The organism is Candidatus Palauibacter sp. (genome assembly GCF_965208055.1).
Lineage (GTDB): Bacteria > Gemmatimonadota > Gemmatimonadetes > Palauibacterales > Palauibacteraceae > Palauibacter.
The window spans coordinates 3,551,180-3,568,894 of the sequence record NZ_CBDBNY010000004.1; the positions used below are offsets into that span (position 1 = coordinate 3,551,180).

The 17,715-nt window shown below is 67.7% G+C and carries 17 protein-coding genes and 1 pseudogene; 16 read left to right on the forward strand and 2 right to left on the reverse strand.

Translation table 11 applies throughout. From position 1 onward, the window contains the following. Position 1: 1 nt before the first annotated feature. From ACOGXI_RS15575 to ACOGXI_RS15615, 9 genes and pseudogenes are all read left to right on the forward strand, one after another. Positions 2–859: a DUF3108 domain-containing protein gene (locus ACOGXI_RS15575; protein ID WP_419939731.1), complete on the forward strand. Its 858-nt coding sequence runs from the start codon at positions 2–4 to the stop codon at positions 857–859. Positions 860–977: 118 nt separating this feature from the next. Then, the gene (locus tag ACOGXI_RS15580) at positions 978–1,241 is read left to right on the forward strand and encodes a hypothetical protein (protein WP_419939732.1); all 264 of its coding nucleotides are present in this window, start codon (positions 978–980) and stop codon (positions 1,239–1,241) included. A gap of 97 nt (positions 1,242–1,338) precedes the next feature. Next, positions 1,339–2,697, forward strand: coding sequence for a hemolysin family protein (locus ACOGXI_RS15585; RefSeq protein WP_419939733.1), 1,359 nt, complete (start codon positions 1,339–1,341; stop codon positions 2,695–2,697). Positions 2,698–2,836: 139 nt separating this feature from the next. Next, positions 2,837–3,934 (forward strand): tetratricopeptide repeat protein, encoded by a 1,098-nt coding sequence (locus tag ACOGXI_RS15590; RefSeq protein WP_419939734.1) that lies wholly within the window; start codon positions 2,837–2,839, stop codon positions 3,932–3,934. 13 nt (positions 3,935–3,947) lie between these two features. Further along, positions 3,948–5,009, forward strand: a complete 1,062-nt coding sequence (locus tag ACOGXI_RS15595; protein ID WP_419939735.1) for an isocitrate/isopropylmalate dehydrogenase family protein — start codon at positions 3,948–3,950, stop codon at positions 5,007–5,009. A gap of 135 nt (positions 5,010–5,144) precedes the next feature. Next, on the forward strand, positions 5,145–6,341 hold the full coding sequence (locus tag ACOGXI_RS15600; protein WP_419939736.1) for an acetyl-CoA C-acetyltransferase: 1,197 nt from the start codon (positions 5,145–5,147) through the stop codon (positions 6,339–6,341). Positions 6,342–6,562: 221 nt separating this feature from the next. Continuing rightward, positions 6,563–7,282, forward strand: a pseudogene (locus ACOGXI_RS15605) (slipin family protein); the annotation flags it as partial. Between the two features lie 184 nt (positions 7,283–7,466). After that, positions 7,467–8,336: a hypothetical protein gene (locus ACOGXI_RS15610; protein ID WP_419939737.1), complete on the forward strand. Its 870-nt coding sequence runs from the start codon at positions 7,467–7,469 to the stop codon at positions 8,334–8,336. Positions 8,337–8,367: 31 nt separating this feature from the next. Then, positions 8,368–9,255, forward strand: a complete 888-nt coding sequence (locus ACOGXI_RS15615) for a 3-hydroxyacyl-CoA dehydrogenase family protein (RefSeq protein WP_419939738.1) — start codon at positions 8,368–8,370, stop codon at positions 9,253–9,255. Between the two features lie 6 nt (positions 9,256–9,261). Here ACOGXI_RS15615 and ACOGXI_RS15620 read toward each other — a convergent pair whose 3' ends face one another. Next, positions 9,262–9,819 carry a hypothetical protein gene (locus ACOGXI_RS15620; RefSeq protein WP_419939739.1) on the reverse strand — a complete coding sequence of 186 codons (558 nt, stop codon included), beginning with the start codon at positions 9,817–9,819 and terminating at the stop codon, positions 9,262–9,264. Between the two features lie 104 nt (positions 9,820–9,923). Then, positions 9,924–10,772 (reverse strand): phosphatase PAP2 family protein, encoded by an 849-nt coding sequence (locus ACOGXI_RS15625; protein ID WP_419939740.1) that lies wholly within the window; start codon positions 10,770–10,772, stop codon positions 9,924–9,926. Positions 10,773–10,895: 123 nt separating this feature from the next. Here ACOGXI_RS15625 and recF point away from each other — a divergent pair, with 123 nt between their 5' ends. From recF to ACOGXI_RS15660, 7 genes are all read left to right on the forward strand, one after another. Beyond that, a complete protein-coding gene (gene recF / locus ACOGXI_RS15630) occupies positions 10,896–12,068 on the forward strand; it encodes a DNA replication/repair protein RecF (RefSeq protein WP_419939741.1) in 1,173 nt (390 codons plus the stop codon). Further along, complete coding sequence (locus tag ACOGXI_RS15635) at positions 12,065–12,475, forward strand: DUF721 domain-containing protein (protein ID WP_419939742.1); 411 nt, start codon at positions 12,065–12,067, stop codon at positions 12,473–12,475. The genes recF and ACOGXI_RS15635 overlap by 4 nt, the downstream gene beginning before the upstream one ends. Beyond that, positions 12,475–14,445 carry a DNA topoisomerase (ATP-hydrolyzing) subunit B gene (gyrB, locus tag ACOGXI_RS15640; RefSeq protein WP_419939743.1) on the forward strand — a complete coding sequence of 657 codons (1,971 nt, stop codon included), beginning with the start codon at positions 12,475–12,477 and terminating at the stop codon, positions 14,443–14,445. Before ACOGXI_RS15635 ends, gyrB begins: the two co-directional genes overlap by 1 nt. Before the next feature lie 133 nt (positions 14,446–14,578). Further along, on the forward strand, positions 14,579–14,905 hold the full coding sequence (locus ACOGXI_RS15645; protein WP_419939744.1) for a hypothetical protein: 327 nt from the start codon (positions 14,579–14,581) through the stop codon (positions 14,903–14,905). A gap of 53 nt (positions 14,906–14,958) precedes the next feature. Beyond that, a complete protein-coding gene (locus tag ACOGXI_RS15650) occupies positions 14,959–16,068 on the forward strand; it encodes a hypothetical protein (protein WP_419939745.1) in 1,110 nt (369 codons plus the stop codon). An 85-nt stretch (positions 16,069–16,153) separates the two neighbouring features. Continuing rightward, entirely contained in the window at positions 16,154–17,197 is a 1,044-nt protein-coding gene (locus ACOGXI_RS15655) for a hypothetical protein (protein WP_419939746.1), read from the forward strand. A 110-nt stretch (positions 17,198–17,307) separates the two neighbouring features. Beyond that, positions 17,308–17,538: an FGGY family carbohydrate kinase gene (locus ACOGXI_RS15660; RefSeq protein ID WP_419940224.1), complete on the forward strand. Its 231-nt coding sequence runs from the start codon at positions 17,308–17,310 to the stop codon at positions 17,536–17,538. Positions 17,539–17,715: the final 177 nt, after the last annotated feature.

A 17,715-nucleotide genomic window follows, 5' to 3' on the forward strand; every position in this document is an offset into this window, starting at 1 on the left:
CATGCGGAGACGAAACCTGCGCCGCGGCGCCTTGGCGCGCTTGGCGTGCCTGGCGCTCCTGGCGCTCCTGGCCGCTTCGATTCAGGGTACATCCGACCTCGCCGGGCAGGGTAGCGCGGGCGAGGTGGCCGATGACGTCTTCTCCGAGAGCTGGCCGTTCGAGATCGGGGAGACCTCCGAGTACGCCGTGCTGTTCGGGCCCGTGAACTTCGGGCGCATGCACCTCCGGGTCGAAGCGCAGGATACGATCCGCGGCACGCCGGCCTACCGACTCTCGATGGAGATGAAGGGGGGCGTCCCCTTCTACAGGATGGATGACCGCACGGTGAGTTGGCTTGCCCCCGATCCCTACCGGTCGCTTCGCTTCGAGGAGAACCTGCGGCAGGGGGGATACCGCAGGCAGCGTCGCTGGGAGCTGGATCACGAGGCTCTCGCCGCCACGAGACAGGACTGGAACGAGGAGGCGGAGGCCTATCTTCCGCACCGCCGGCAGCGGGATCTTCCAATGCCCCCGGGCGCGCTCGACGAGATCTCCTACCTCTACCTGATCCGGACTCTTCCGCTGGAGGTCGGCCGGACGTACGAGTTCGACCGCTACTTCGAGGAGGACGGCAATCCCGTCGTCGTCGAGGTTCTCCGCCGCGAGCGCGTGCGCGTGCCGGCGGGGACATTCGACACGATCGTCCTGCGTCCGACCATTCAGACCGATGGCCTGTTCGGAGAGGAGGGGCAGGCCGAGGTCTTCATCTCGGACGATGATCGTCGCCTCATCGTGCAGATCAGGAGCCGCATGAAGATCGGCGGAGTCGACATGTATCTTCGCGGCTTCGAGCAGAACGAGGCGGAGACCGGTCGCTGACATCCGGACCCGGGCGGGCGGAGAGATCGCCGTTGCGGTGCGGTACTCCCTTTTTGCCGTGGTGCGTCCTAGGTTAGTCTTGAAGCCTGTACAGAGACGACGACCACCAGGAGGTGCCTTGAGCAAAGGAAATCATGTGCCGAATTCAACCGACCGGGCGCGCGACGAGTTGTTCAGCCACATCCGCCGCTGTGGCGTACTCGATGCGGAAGAAGAGCAGCGGCAAGAGTGGTTCGACGATACGATCCAGTACCTCGGAGAGCGATATCCGGAGTTGACGCCGGGTGAGCTGTCCGTCCTGCGCACCATCGGCGAGCGGTACTGTGCCCCGGCGATCCCGCACGGAGGCGCGGCCCGGCAGTCAAAGCAGGAAGCCCACTAGCAGCCCGATCCAGGACCACCGGCGAGGTAACGTAGCTGAACGAACCCCCGCCCCCGGACAGACCGGGAGCCACACCATCCGTTAGTCGGACCGCCGAATGGACCTCGGACTCGTTCTGAGGCTCGGCGCGGTCCTCGCGCTCGTAGCGGCGAACGCCTTCTTCGTCGCGGCGGAGTTTGCGCTCGTCAGCGCGCGACGCACCCGCATAGACGAACTGGCCGATGGCGGCGACCGTCTGGCCCGGGTTGTCCGCAGGGCGCAGGGCAATCTCGACCGCGCCATCTCGGGTACCCAGCTTGGGATCACCCTCGCGTCGCTCGGCCTGGGCTGGATCGGCGAGCCGGCGGTCGCCCGGACGATCGAGCCTCTGTTCGGCGCGCTGGGCTTCGCCGCGGGGCCGGCGGCACTCCACACGACGGCCATCGTCGTCGCCTTCATCCTCATCACCTACCTCCACATCGTACTCGGCGAACTCGCTCCGAAGACCGTCGCGCTCCTGCGTCCGGAGACGGTGAGTCGTTACCTCGCCGGTCCTCTCCTTGCCTTCAACCGCGTGGCGACGCCGGCGATCTGGCTGCTCGACGGCTCGGCCCGGCTGTTCCTGCGGCTGATCCGCGCCCCCATTGGCGATACGCACGGCGTCGAACATGCCCACAGTCCGGACGAGATCGAGGTGCTCGTCCGACAGAGCCTGCGCGAAGGAGTGGTGGAGAAGGACGAGCAGGCGATGATCGAAGGCGTGTTCGATCTCACGCATACCGTGGTCCGGGAGGTAATGACGCCCCGGCCGGACATCGTCGCCGTAGGGGCCGGGGATCCGGCCAAGGTCATCCTGGAGGTCGCGGCGGAGTCCGGGTATTCGCGTCTCCCGGTCACGGAAGATTCGCTGGACGACATCGTCGGCATCATCGTCGTGAAGGATCTGCTCACGGAAATCCTCGCAGCGCGTCCAACGGGACTCGTGGCGCGGGACGTGATGCGCGAGGCGCTCTTCGTCCCCGAATCGAAGGCGGTCGACGACCTGTTGGCGGAAATGCGGGCTCGGAAGACGCATATGGCCGTCGTGGTCGACGAGTTCGGCGGCACGGACGGCATCGCCACGCTGGAGGATCTCCTCGAGGAGATCGTCGGCGAAATCTACGACGAGCACGACGAGGCGGAGGCGGGGCTGGAGGTCGGCCCCGATGGGTCGGTCGGACTCGATGGAGGTGTCTCGTTCGCGGATCTGCTCTCGGGCCTGGACCTCGATGACCTGGAGGAAGACGAGGAGTACGACACCGTGGCAGGCTACGTGATCGGCACGCTGGGCCGAATCCCGGAGCCGGGCGACCGGGTCCCGCTGGGAGATGCGCGGTTGGAGGTCGCGGAGCTGATCGAACGGCGAATCACACGGCTCACCCTGCACGGTGTGGACGATGAGACGGTAGTGAGGTTGTGCGAAGCGCTCGAATCGTGAACGCATCCGATCCCCCCGGCGGCTCCGAACTTGCTGGCGTGGGCATCGCGCCCGAAGTTGGGGAAGCGTCCTTCAACGAAAGGCTCCGCTCTGGCTTGCCGAACATGGTCGGAAAGGTTGTTGACTTGAGGTTCCGGACTTGAACCTCTCCGACCCCTGGAACTACGAGCAGTTCGATGCCGAAGCGCAACGGCTGTACGAAGCCGGCGACTTCGATCAGGCGCTTGGCCTCCTCAAGGAGGCCCTCACCCGTTATCCCGACTCGGCGGAACTCCTCGTCTCACTCGGCTATACGCGTCTGGCCCGAGAGGAGTATGCCTGGGCGCGCGCCGCCTTCGCCGGGGTCCTCAGGCTCGATCCGGAACACGAAGAAGCGCTGGCCGGCCTCGGAGACGTCCTGCTGAAGCTGGGGGACCGCGCGGCGGCCTTCCAGATCTTCGAAGGCCTCATCGCCATGGGGTACGATCAGGACGTGGAACTCATGCTCTGCGTGGGACGCAGCCTGCTGCGCGAGGGTCTCCTGCGCCGGGCGGAACGGTATTTTCGGCTCGCCCTCGCGGCCGACCGCGAGAGCCCCGATGCGGCGCTGGATCTTGCCTTCACCTTCTACCGGGACGGCGACACCGAAGGGGCGCTGTTCTGGAGCCGCGAGGCGGTGCGGCTGGATCCTCGCTTCGCGGAAGCCCGCGCCCTCTACGGCAACGTGCTCTACGAACGCGGCGATTTTCGCGGGGCGCTCACGCAGCTCGCGACGATTCCGGTGACGGATCTGGCGGACCCGATCGTCGCGTGGCGGGTCGTCGACCTCAAGCGGCGACTCCAAGACCTCCCCGCGGACGCCGAGGAGTTGCAGCCCTACCTGCTGGCGCTGGAGGAACTGGCGCCGGAACCGAGTCCGGAGGACCGCCTGCTGGCCGAGGTCGAAGCCCGGGCGAACGGATTGACGGCCGGACCGGGCACGGGCCAGCTCGACCTGTTCGGTCGTCCGCCCGACGCGCCGGCGGTGGAGGTACACCGCGTGCGGGCCCCAAACGGCGTGGTGTACGAAGGAGACTGGGATGGGATCGTGCGGGCCATGCGCAATGGATCCGAGGAGCCCGGCGTCTCGCTGGCGGACTTCATGCGCAACGAGGCGATGCGGCTCCAGGCGCTGACGGGCATCGCCGTGTCCTGGCAGACGGCGCGCGCCTTCCTGGAGGACTCGGCGCGGGTCGGCGCGCTCGAAATCGAACGCTAGTCGTCGAGCCGACGTGAAGGCCCCGCTGCGCATCGCCGTCATCGGCGGCGACGGGATCGGACCCGAAGTCACCCGCGAAGCGTGTCGCGTGCTTCAGGCGGTGGTCGCGAAGGGCCTCTCCGACCTTGAACTCACGCACTTCCCGCACGGCGCGGATCACTACCTCGCCACGGGCGAGACGCTGTCGGCGCGGACCTTCGAGTCTCTGAGGGATGACTTCGACGCGATCCTCTTCGGCGCCGTGGGCGACCCGCGCGTGCCCGACGGACGTCACGCGCGCGACCTCCTCCTCGGATTGCGGGTGCGGCTGGATCTGTTTCTCAATCGCCGCCCGCTTCGGCTGCGCGCGCCGGAACTGTCGCCGCTGAGATCGGCGGACTCGGCGCCCATGGACTTCGAGATCTTCCGGGAGAATACGGAGGGCCTGTATGTGGGCGTCGGGCGAGTCGAGCATGAGGGCACGCCGGACGAGGTCGCGGTGTCGGAGGCGTTCGCGAGCCGCTTCGGGGTCGAGCGGATCGTGCGGCGGGCGTTCGAGCACGCCGCTCCCCGGGGGCTGCGCGTCACGCTCGCGGACAAGGCGAACGCGGTGCCGCACATGTTCGGGCTCTGGCGCCGCGTGTTCGCGGAGGTTGCCTCCGGATATCCGGGCGTGGAGTCGGAGATGCGGTATGTGGACGCGCTCGCCATGGAGATGGTCCGGACGCCGGAGCGGTTCGGCGTGATCGTCACCTCCAACCTGCTCGGCGACATTCTCTCGGACCTGGGGGCCGAAATCGTGGGGGGACCGGGGCTCGCGCCCTCCGCCAACGTGAACCCGGGCGTGCATGGACTGTACGAGCCCGTGCATGGCAGCGCGCCCGACATCGTCGGGACGGGACGGGCGAATCCGATGGCCGCGGTGCTCAGCGCCGCGCTCCTCCTGCGGGATCACGGGGCGGATGACGCGGCCGGGGCGGTCGAGGCGGCCGTGGATGCGGCGCTTGTCTCCGGAGTGCGGACGCCGGACCTCGGAGGAAGCGCGACCACGTCGGAGGTCGGAAGCTGGCTCGCGGAACGGGTGGGCGCAGCCTGATACGTCACGCTACGTTTCACGTGCGGACCGGTCGCCTGCCCCCCGCGCGGCCAGCGGGCGGTGTCGGCGCAGCCGCTTCATACATGACATGGATCCGGTCGGATGACCGGCAAGCGATGGAAGGACTCCGCGAAAATGAGTGACAGCAACGGAAACGGGACGGTGTTTCTCTCCGCGGCCCGTACGGCCATGGGCGCGTTCGGCGGCAGCCTGAAGGACTACTCGGCGGTGGATCTGGGCGTCGTCGCCTCGGAAGCGGCCATCGAGCGCTCGGGCGCCGCGCCCGGCGACTTCGGGCACGTGGTGATGGGGAACGTGATGCAGACGTCGGCCGACGCGATCTATCTCGCGCGGCATGTGGGACTGCGGGCGGGGTTGCCGGTCGAAACCCCGGCCGTCACCGTGAACCGCCTGTGCGGCTCGGGCTTTCAGGCCGTGATCGATGGCTCGCAGGAGATCGAACTCGGAGAAAGCGACGTCTGCCTCGTGGGCGGAGCCGAGTCCATGAGCCAGGCGCCGCATATCGTGCGCGGCGCCCGCTGGGGTCTGCGGCTGGGCCCGGCGCCCAAGTTCGAGGATTCGCTGTGGGAGGCCCTCACGGATCCCTACTGCGGCTTCTCGATGGCCCAGACGGCGGAGAATCTCGCGGAGGAATACGGTATCTCGCGCTCGGAGGCCGACGAGGTCGCGGTGCGCAGCCAGCGCCTGGCGGCCGAGGCCTGGGAAGGCGGCCGCTACGAGGACGAGGTCGTCCCGATGATGGTGGGAAGGAAGGGAAGGGAAGCGTCCTTCGAGCGCGATGAGCACCTCCGTCCCGATTCGACGGTCGACGGGCTCGCCAAGCTCCGGCCGTACTTCAAGCAGGATGGCCTCGTCACCGCCGGCAACGCGAGCGGGATCGGGGATGGGGCGGCCGCGCTCGTGCTGGCGGGCAGGGACTATGCCGCCGCGCACGGCCTTGAGCCGGTCGGCCGCCTCGTGTCCTACGCCGTGGCGGGCGTGCCGCCCCACATCATGGGCATCGGACCCGCCCCCGCCTCGCGCGCCGCCCTCGAGAAAGCCGGCCTCACCCTCGACGACATCGATCTCGTCGAAGTGAACGAGGCCTTCGCTCCGCAGTACCTGGCGGTCGAGCGCGAACTCGGTCTCGACCGCGACAAGGTCAATGTGGACGGCGGGGCGATCGCGCTGAGCCACCCGCTCGGCATGACGGGGGCGCGGATCACGGGCCATCTTCTCCATGAACTACGGCGGCGGGGCGGCGGACTCGGGCTCGGAGCAGCCTGCATCGGTGGCGGACAGGGCGCGGCCGTGATCGTGGAGGTCGACTAGTGTGGTGTCGCGGAAGTCCGCGAGCCACCGAGAGCGTCGAGGCGCCGAGTACTGCAAGGCGCTCCGACGAGGAATAGCAGAGCTATTGCGAGGAGGAGCAACGCCGCAGGGGCGGATGCATCGGCGCTCGAATGGCCGTGGGATTTCTGCGACACCACACTAGCACGGGCTGCCGACGGGTCGCCGGGTCGGACCTCACGAGCAGTCGGAGGGAGCGAACCATGGATCCTCTGTTCTTCATCCTCGCCGGGGCGGGCGCGCTCGCGCTGGCTACGAGTCTCCGCATCCTGAAGGAATACGAACGGGCCGTCGTCTTCCGGCTCGGCCGCGTGCGTCCGAGCCGTGGGCCCGGGCTCATCTTCCTCGTCCCGTTCGGGGTCGAGCGCATGGAGCGGGTGAGCCTGCGGATCATCGCCATGGACATCCCGCCGCAGGATGTCATCACGCGGGACAACGTGTCCGTAAAGGTCAACGCGGTCCTCTATTTCCGGGTCGCGAACCCGAGACGGGCCATCCTCGAGATCGAGGACTTTCTCTTCGCCACGTCGCAGCTCGCCCAGACGACGCTGCGCTCGGTCATCGGGCAGGCGGAACTCGACGAAGTCCTCGCGGAACGGGAGAAGTTCAACCAGATCCTGCGCGACATCATCGACCAGGGCACGGACGCGTGGGGGATCGACGTCACGGGCGTCGAAGTGAAGGACGTGGATCTGCCCGGCGAGATGAAACGGGCGATCGCGCGGCAGGCCGAGGCGGAGCGCGAGCGCCGCGCCAAGGTGATCAACGCGCAGGGCGAGCTGCAGGCGGCGTCCGACCTGCGCGCCGCGGCGCGCCAGTTGAGCGAGTATCCGGCTTCGCTGCAACTGCGTTTCCTGCAGACGGCGACGGAGATCGCGGCGGAGAACAATTCGACGACGCTCTTTCCGCTTCCGGTGGATCTGGGGTCCATGGCCGGCCTGTTCAGGAACCTGTCGTCGGCCGCCGACGCCGAGGCGGCCGCCCCGGCTCCGGTCGACGAACGCGTGCTCGAAGGATCGGAAGGCGCACCGCAGCTGCCCCGCGCGGAAGCGGCGGACGGCGTGTCGGAGGCCGCGGACGAGCCGGAGGCGGTGACGAGGGAGCGCGATGCCGCCGGCTGACGGCGGTCACGGCGGTTCGGGCGAGCCCGGTCCTCCCGAACGCCGTTCGTCCCTCCCCGCCACCGTCACGCAGGAGCAACTCGAACGTGTGATCCGGCGGGCGTCGGATCTCCAGTTCCGCAGTTCCACCTCGATCGGCGGCGAACTGGGGGCCGGCGAAGTCGTCGAGATCGGAGCGGAAGTCGGGCTCGAGGAGCGGTACGTCCGGCAGGCGCTGGCCGAGGTGGAGGCCGCCTCCCTCATCCCCGACGCGCCTCCCGACGAAGGGCTTGCGCGCCGGATCGTCGGTCCCGCGATCGTGAGCACGAGCCGGGTGGTCCCCGGAAGTCCGACGGATGTGGAAGCGAATCTCGAGTCGTACCTTCGCGAAGAGGAGCTTCTCCGACAGGTACGCTCGCGGCCCGGCGGATCGCTCTGGGAGCCGGGAACCGGCCTTGTCAGCCAGATGCGCCGCGCGATGGATGTCGGCGGCCGACGGTACACGCTCGCGAAGGCGCGCAACCTCCAGGTCGGCGTGGAAGCCCTGGAGAGCGGGTGGTCGCTTGTCACGCTGACGGCGGACGTCGGTAACATGAGGGCGGAACGGCTCGGTGGCTGGTTCGCGGGAATGGGGTTGGGCGGAGCGGCGGGCGGCTTCGGCCTGTTCATGGCGACGGGGGGCGGTGTCCTGCCGCTCCTGGGAGGACTGGCCATCTTCTCCGGCTTCACGGCCATCGCGACGGTTTCCGCGCGGGCCGACATGCGGAAGGTCAGGCAACGGATGGAACTTGCGCTTCAGGGTCTGCTCGACCGACTCGAGCGCGGAGAGAATCTTCGCAGCGCGGAGGAACCGTGGCACCGTAAACTGCTGCGCTGAGGGACAACTGCAGACATAGAGGGAGTGGACATTGACTGAGATTCGGAAGGTCGGGGTGGTCGGAGCGGGACTGATGGGGGGCGGGATCGCGCAGGTCAGCGCGGCGGCCGGTTATGAGACGATCGTGCGGGACGTGGAGCAGGGGTTCCTCGACCGGGGGATGGCCGGAATCCGAAAGAACCTCGATCGCGCCGTGCATAAGAAGAAGCTCGGCTCGGCCGACCGGGACGCGACGGTGGCCCGTCTTCACCCGACGCTCGAGCTGGCGGACCTGGCGGAGTGCGACCTCATCATCGAGGCGATCACCGAGAACCTCGGGGCGAAACAGGCGCTGTTCGGCGAACTCGGCGGGCGGTGTGGCGGGGAGACGATCTTCGCCTCCAACACGTCGAGCCTGTCCATCACCGAACTCGCCGCGGAGACCGATCGCCCGGAGCGTTTCGTCGGTCTCCATTTCTTCAGCCCCGTTCCCGTCATGCCCCTGGTGGAGGTCGTCCGCTGCGGACAGACCGCCGATGACACGTTCGACGCCGCCTTCGCCTTCGCCGAATCGCTCGGCAAGAGCCCGATCGCCTGCGGCGACAACACCGGCTTCGTGGTGAACCGGCTGCTCGTGCCCTACATGCTCGACGCGATCCGCGCGTACGAGGCCGGGGTCGCGTCGATCCCCGACATCGACCAGGGACTGCGCCTGGGCTGCGGATATCCGATGGGCCCCTTCACGCTGGGCGATTTCGTGGGGCTCGACACGCTGTACCACATCACGGGAATCATGTACGACGAGTACAAGGAGGCGCGCTTCGCCTCTCCCCCCCTCCTGCGCCGCATGTATCTGGCCGGTTACCACGGCCGGAAGACGGGGAAGGGCTTCTACGACTACACCGGAGACGAACCGGTAGTGTCGAGTTTCGTGCTGTAGGCCGGATCAGGTCGGCCAGAGCCAGCCGAACGCGCCGCCGGTCAGCAGTCCGTAAACGAGGCTGTCGAGCACGTTGCGGCCGGTCGTCCCCCACGACTGGGAATACCAGATCGAACGTTGAAGGTGGGCGAGCCCGTACCCGCCGAAGGCGACCGTGGAGGACATGCGGAAGACCTCCATGTAGCCGGTTCCCGGGCCGAGCGTGAGGCCGGTCACGTAACCCGTGAAGGCGCTCACCGCGAGACAGTAGACGAACCACTGCGCGAGCTGGGGGCCCATGTTGAACGGGTCCCCGGCCGGCAACACGGTCATGAATCCGGTCGGCCCGCGCGCCGCCTTCTCGCGGAAGGCCTCGTCCTTGAGGGCGTCCTTGCCGGTGGGATGCGGGAAGGAGTAGTCCCCGGCGGGGATCCCCCGCAGCGCGTCCATCATTCCGTCCTCGTCGGGCGCCTTCCGGAAGTCCTTCCGGTGGTAGCCGAGGAGCATGTGGATGACGGAACTCCCGACGAACGCGAGTCCCGCGGCCAGGAGGATCGGTAGCCAGATGCTTGGCACGTGCACCATACTTTGCTCCTTAGCTGTACGCGCTTCCCGGGTCCGCGGCGCAGCGCGGCGCGGCAACCGACCGCGATCCAAGGTAGGGCGCGCGAGATGCCGGCGCCTCGGGGCTACTCCCGGAAGCGCATCTGTATGCCCAGCGCGTCCCCGGCAATCAGCGGCCGGATCCGGGCGCGGGCGGGCGAAGACCGCCTGGACGAGACCGAAGAGGGTTCGACTCGGAGCCAGCCAGCAGCCGCTTCGGTCGCGCGGCCGCCCACCCACCAGCCGATGAAGCCTCCGACCACCACATCGGACAGCCAGTGCCGGTCTCCGTAGATCCGGGCGAGTCCCGTACCCGCCGCCGCCGCGTAGAAGGGGATGGCCCACCCGCCGTCGGTGACCTCATCGACGGCGGCGGCGATCGCGAAGGCATAAGCCGTGTGGCCGGACCCCAGGGAGGCATTGCTCCGGAAGGGGTCGAAGTGCAGAACGCCCCGCTCATCTCTTGGGCGGCTTCGTCCCAACGTCCAGTTGAGGATGGTGTTCGACATCGAGCCGGCGAAGACGCCGAAGAAGGCCGATGTCGCCCGCCGGACTCCCTGTTCGCCGTCCAGCGCGACGCCGAGCAGGATTCCGCCCCCGGCGAGAAAGGGCGCCGTCCGCTTCCAGTCGCCGTACGCGTGGCCGGCGTCGGCCAGATCGCGCCCCAACGTTCCCTGCTGGTCCAGCGCAAGAGTGCGGATGTTGTCGTCGAGGAGGAAGGCGCCGCCGAGGACGCCCGCCCCGAGGGCGATATCCGGCCAGACCCGGCTCGCGCCCGGCGTCTGCGAATCCGGAGGCGCTTCGACCGACCGCGCCTGAGCGGCGACGTGGACCGGAAACACGAACCACGCGACTCCGAGGCAGGCGACCGCCCCTCGCAGGGTTCTGTTTCGCGCGATCGGGCGGCGTGCGCCGCTGCGGCCGAAGCGTGTCATGGACATCTCGAAGCTGCCTGTCCGGAGGCTCCCGGGCAACCGCTCGGCGGCGCTTTCCGGACCAGGTCGACAACGGGCAAATTTCCTTGCGATACAAGGGTTTTCGCCGTATTTTGAGGGCTTGTGACGAAGACACCGGAGGCACCGTCTATCCGCCAGCCTGAGGCGTCTTCCGCGCCTTTCCTCAGGCGCCTGATCCTTCGCGACTACCGCAACTTCGAACGACTCGAGTGCGAGTTCCCCGAGGCCGGCGTCGCGATCATCGGGCCCAACGGATCGGGCAAGACGAACCTCCTCGAGGCGATCTACTACCTCGAGGTTTTTCGGTCCTTTCGAGGCGTGCGGGATCGCGCGCTCGTGCGGTTCGGAGAGACGGTGTTTCGGGTGGAAGGCGAGGTTGAGGGGGGGATGTCCGTGGCGGCAGCCTACGACCGGTCGCAACGGATCAAGAAGGTCGAGGTCGACGCGCTCGAAGTGGAGCGGGTTTCGGCCGGGATCGGTTCGGTGGGGGTCGCGGCGTTTCGTCTCGACGACGCCGAGATCGTGCGTGGAGGGCCGTCGCTGCGGCGTCGCTTCCTCGATGTCGCGCTCTCGGTGGGCGTGCCGGGCTACCTCCCGGCGCTGCAGCGCTACCGGGGTCTTCTGTCGCAACGGAACGAGGCGCTTCGGCGCGGCTGGTCGAACGACGAGACGGAAGCGTGGACGGAGGGGCTGATCGAGGCGGGTGGAGTCCTCACGGAAAGGCGGGCGACGTGGGTGGTGGAGGGGGCGGAGCGATACGCCGACTTCTACGCGCGGATCTCGGGAGGAGACAGTGCGGCGCTTCGGTATTCGGCCTCGATCGCATCGAACGATGGGGCGGATGGTTCGGAGGCCGCCGGCTCGTGGCAGGACCGTTTTCGACGCGCGCTGGAGAGGACCGGGGAACGTGAGCGTCGCCAGGGCATGACCGTAGTGGGCCCGCACCGCGACGAGATCAGGTTCGAGGTCGGGGCGCCGGAAGGCCCTCGCGACCTCCGGAGCTACGGGTCGAGCGGACAGCAGCGCACGGCCGCGCTCGCCCTGCGCCTGCTCGAAGCGGACCGGCTCAGGGAACGGCTCGGCCGCGAGCCGCTGTACCTCCTCGACGACGTGTTCGCGGAACTCGACGAGGGGCGCTCGGACCGGCTGTTTCGCCTCTTCGAGTCCGAACGGGGAGGGCAGGTGATTATCACCGCGCCCAAGCCCGGTGACGTGGGGCTGATGGGCGGAAAGCTCGCGCGCTGGCGTCTGCGCAACGGACGGCTCATCGCATGAGCGGCACGGCCTTCCGGGCGGTGCCTCGCGGAGAGGCGCGCCGCAGGGACGCGAAAGCGGCCGAACGGCATCCCGAGCCCATCGGGGGCGTGCTGGCGGAGCTGCTCGATCGCATGGGGATCCGCGAGCGAGTGGAGCGCAGCGCCACGGCGGCGCGGTGGGAGCGGGTCGTGGGGCCGCACATCGGGCGCGTCACGAAAGTTGGCGGGATCAGGGGCGGGACGGTGTTCATCGAAGTGGCCGGTGCGGCCTGGATGACGGAACTGAACATGATGAGGCGAAAGTTGCTGAGCCGCCTGAACAGGGATCGCACCCGCGGCCGGATCGAACGGATCGTGTTCGTGCAGTCCGGGGAATCGTCGCCGGCCGCGGCGCGCCCCGGCCGAACGGAGAAGGGGAGGGGTTGATGGCGAAGTCGACGGCGGGCGGGAAGCCCGTGGCAGATGCGGATAACAGAGACGGCAACTCGGAATATACCGCGCGGCAGATTCACGTCCTCAAGGGGCTGGAGGCGGTGCGGAAGCGTCCGGGCATGTACATCGGGTCCACCTCCGGGCGAGGGTTGCATCATCTCGTCTACGAAGTCGTGGACAACTCGATCGACGAGGCGATGGCGGGACATTGCTCGGGGATCGAGGTCACGATCGGGACGGACCAGTCGATTCGGGTCGTGGACGACGGGCGCGGCATCCCCGTGGACCTTCACCCGACCGAGAAGGTGCCGGGGGTCGAACTCGCCCTCACGACGCTCCACGCGGGCGGAAAATTCGACAAGTCGAGCTACAAGGTGTCCGGCGGACTGCACGGCGTGGGCGTTTCCGTCGTGAACGCGCTCTCCGAGTGGCTGCGGGTCGAGGTCCGCCGCGACGGCCACAAGTGGACGCAGCGCTACGAGCGCGGGGTCAGCCGAAGCAAGCTCGCGAAGGGGCGGAAGACGAAGGAAACAGGGACGACGGTCACCTTCCGGCCGGACCCGGACATCTTCACCGGGCTGGGCCAAGATCTCGAATACAGCTTCGAGACGCTCGCCAACCGCCTCCGCGAACTCGCGTATCTGAACCGGGGCGTTCGGATCGCGATCATCGACGAGCGGAAGGAAGGACTGCGGCGCGACTTCCACTTCGAGGGCGGCATCGCCCAGTTCGTCGAGTACCTGCTGGGGAACAAGCAGCCGCTGCATTCCGACGTGATCTTCGTGTCGGGCGCCCAGGAAGACACGGAAATCGAACTCGCGATGCAGTACACGGACGCCTACAGCGAGAACACGTTCACCTTCGTCAACAACATCAATACGCACGAGGGAGGGACTCACCTCTCCGGGTTCAAGGGCGCCCTCACCCGCACGATCAACAGCTACGCGCAGCGGAACAATATCCTCAAGAAGGCCGACCCCGCGCTGAGCGGCGACGATGTGCGCGAGGGACTCGTGGCCGTGCTCTCCGTGAAGGTCATGGAGCCGCAGTTCGAGGGGCAGACCAAGACCAAGCTGGGGAACAGCGAGGTGCGCGGGATCGTCGAGAGCCTGGTCAACGAGAACCTCGGAACGTGGATGGAGGAGAACCCGAGCCCGTCCCGTAAGGTCATCGAGAAGGCGCTCCAGGCGTCGCGGGCGCGGGAAGCGGCGCGCAAGGCGCGGGATCTGACGCGCAAGAAGTCCGCGCTGGAGACCGGCATCCTGCCCGGCAAGCTGGCGGACTGCTCGATCACGGACCCGGAGATCGCGGAACTCTACCTGGTGGAGGGAGACAGCGCGGGCGGGAGCGCGAAGATGGGGCGCGACCGCAATTACCAGGCCATCCTCCCCCTGCGCGGGAAGATCCTCAACGTGGAGAAGGCGCGGATCGACCGGATCCTCTCCAACGAGGAGATCCGCGCCATGATCACGGCGATCGGGACCGGGATCGGAGAGGAGTTCGATCTGGCGCAGGCACGGTATCGGAAGGTCGTGATCATGACGGACGCCGACGTGGACGGCGCCCACATCCGGACACTGCTCCTGACCTTCTTCTTCCGTCAGATGAGGCAACTCATCAACGCCGGGTACATCTACATCGCGCAGCCGCCGCTGTATCGCGTATGGAAGGGGAAGACGGAGTACTACTGCTACGACGAGTCGGAGCGCGTCGCCGCGCAGGCGAGACTCGACAACGGCAAGGGGAGTCCCTCGCTCCAGCGGTACAAGGGGCTGGGCGAGATGAACGCCGATCAGCTGTGGCAGACCACGATGAACCCGGAGAAGCGCACGCTGCTCCAGGTGAGGATCGACGAGGCCGCGGAAGCCGACCGGCTGTTCGACACCCTCATGGGCGAGAACGTCGAGCCGCGCCGCGACTTCATCGAGCGAAACGCCCGCTACGTACGCAATCTCGACGTCTGAACCCTCCCGATCCACCGCTCGTCGCCGGGTTGCCGCCCGGCGTTGATAGCCTGTTGATGCCCGCCCCGATCCTTGTGTCAGAGAGGGCGGCAGGGCGTCGCCCTCCGGGATCATTCGGGGGAGGTGGACGATGATGAGGACGAGGAGAAACAGCCGTGCGGCGTGGCCGCTCGCCGTGGCGTGGGCCTTCGCGGGGGCCCTGGCGCTCTCGCTGGCGAACCCGTCGGTGGCCGCGGCGCAGAGCGAGTGCGCGCCGTACATCTCGGGAGGACCGGACAATCCGGCGAGCGGAACACTCAGGGGCTACCAGATCGTTTCGCTCAATCTCGGCGCGGCCTTCGGTCTTTCGGTCGGTATCACCGCGACCTTCAACGTTGGCGTGTACGACATGTACGACAGGGATGGCCGGTCAACGACGTACGTCCGGTGCGACGACTACACGGAGTGGAGCTTCCAGTGAGCCACGTCCGGGGAGCCATCGGTTCGAGGTCGCGTCCCGTGCAGCCTGAGGTCTTGGCTGCGAACCGTTCCCGGCCACCGAGTTCCGCTCGGTGGCCGGGGATCGTCTCGCGCGCCGTCGCGCTGAGTCTGGCGGGCGCCATCGGTCTCGCGGGGTGCGGAAGCGCTCCGGATGCCGACGACGACGGACGGGTCTATTTCTCGGAGAGCAGCAGCCAGGCCTACGAGATCGGATCATCCGACGCCCACGTCGATCAACTGGACGAACGCGTGAGCTTCGGCTCCGTCGCTGACGTACTCGCCACGCCGACCGGCTATTTCGTCGCCGACGGGCTCGATCCGCGCATCGTCCTCCTCGACCGGAATCTCGATCCGGTGCGGATCATGGGCAGAGAGGGGGAGGGACCCGGGGAATACAAGTTCCCGAGTCGTCTGGAGCGGGCGGAGGACAGGATTCTGGTCCTCGATGGCGGAAACGACCGAGTCGCGTACCTGACCCTGGAGGGCGATTTTGTGGACAGCCAACGGTTTCCCGGCCTTGCAAGCGATATCGCGCTACATCCGGAACTCGGGTTGCTCGTCGCGGGCAACGCGTTTCCGGACCACTATCTGGCGCAGGTTACGGCGCAGGGGGATACGGCTTTCGGGCGGATTCCGGAAGAGCTGCGCGTCGACGCCGGCGGATTGTTCCGCTGGCCCCTGGACCTGGTCACGGTCACGGCCGACGGCGTGATCCACGTCCTTGATGCAGACCAGCTCGCACTCGTGAGTTTTTCCCCCGGCGGGGAGCTCGCGAGCATCGTCTTCCTGCCAAGAGAGATACGGGCCCGCGAATTGCGGAGCGCGCAAGAGACCGAGGAGGCGTTCGGAGGGCCGGCCCGGGTCCTGGGCACTCAGAGCGTGACGACCCTCCGGCCTCTCCAAGACGGTAGACTCTTTGCCGAGATCACGGCCGTGCGCCCGGACAGTGCGATTACGAAGGGTCTCGTTCTGGACTTGGAGCGCCTTGAAGCGATCCCCCTGGGCATCCCCGCCGGCCAAGAGGAACAGTTGCGACTGCGGGGTGGCCTCTACCTGGACGGACTGGATCGCGTGGTGCTCACACCCCGGGGGAGCGCGGGGCTCGAAACCGCGCGGATCGAGCTCTTAGCCGGGGACAGATGACCGCGCTCGCCATCGTCGCGATCGGCCATGGGACGACTTCGACCTGCGCGACCGCGTGCGATCTCGAGGGGTGAGGTCTGCTTTGATGCGATCGGTCGCCTTGGGACTGGCGAGCGTACTCGGCCTCTCCGGGTGTAACGGAGATCCGGGTGGCGGCGACGATGGACGCGCCCATTTCGTCGAGACCGGCCAGATCTACGAGATCCGGTCGCTCGGCGCCCACCTGGACCAGTTCGACGAACGGGTGAGCTTCGGCTCGCTGGCGGACATCCTCGTCACCCCAAGCGGCTACTTCGTCGCGGACGGGCTCAACGGCCGCATCGTCCTGCTCGACCGGAGCTTGAATCCGGTGCGGATCTCGGGCAGAGACGGCGATGGCCCCGGGGAATACAGATTCCCGAGCCGCATGGACTACGCGGGTGAGCAGATCCTCGTCGTTGACGTCGGAGCCGGGCGAGCGTCGTACCTGAGCCCGGACGGAGATTTCGTTCGCAGCCAACTGATGCCGGGGAACGCGAGCGATGCGGCCGTCCATCCGGACTTGGGGCTGCTCGTAGCCGGGGACGCGTTCGTGGACCACTACCTGGCCCGCGTGACGGCGCGCGGAAACGTCGCGTTCGGGCGGATCCCGGACGAGTTGCGTCCCGATCCGGAAGGCCCATTCCAGTTGCGTACGGACTTGGTGACCGTGTCCGACGATGGCCTGATCCACGTCCTCGATCAGGACCAGCTCGCGCTTGTGAGCTTCGATGCCGAGGGGACCTTGGTGAGCGTGCTCTTCCTGCCGAAGGAAATGCGGGATCTCAGGTTGAGGACGAATCGTGAGACCATCGAGGCGTTCGGAGGGCCGGAGCGAGTCCTCGGCACACAGTTCGTCTCGAGCCTCCGGCCCCTTGAGGACGGCCGTCTGTTCGCCCGGATCACCTCCGAAAACACGATCGGGCTGTTCCTGGATGTGGAGCGTTACGAAGCTGCGCGCCTTGCCGTGCCGGCGGAGCGTGAAGACTGGCTATGGATGCTATCCAGTGCGGTCTACCTTGATGGCATGAATCGAGCGGTGCTTACCGAAGGCCTCAAGGCCGCCGGACTCTTGACCGCGAACATCGAACTCACGGATCCGGGGGGGTAACGGTCAATCCTCGACTCGCGCCATCGCGTTCGACCTCCGCGGGAGGACGATCGCCACGGCGCAGCGGGAGTTGACGCAGAGCTATCCCGCCCCGGGCTGGGTGGAGCACGATCCCGTGCAGATCGGGGGACGATGCGGCACGGGTCACGCGCGAGGCCATCGACACCGCCGAGACGTCCGGGTATCACGTGCCGGCGGTCGGCATCACCAACCACCGCGAGACCACCGCGATCCGGGAACGCGCGAGCGGCAGGCCGGTTCACCCGGCGATCGTGTGGCGGGACCGGCGGACAGCGAAGGCGTGTCCCGACCTTCCGCTCGCCGCCGGGCTGGCGCGTTGATCGCCCGTTGATGCCCCGCCCCGATCCTTGTGTCAACGGACTGGATCGCGTCGTACTCAACCCCCGGGCGCGTGGGCCTCGAAATCGCGCCGGTCCGGCTTGTAGCCGGGGGCGGATGACCGCCATGGCGCACCGTTGATGGCCCGTTGATGGCCCGCCGGATCCTTGTGTCGGAAG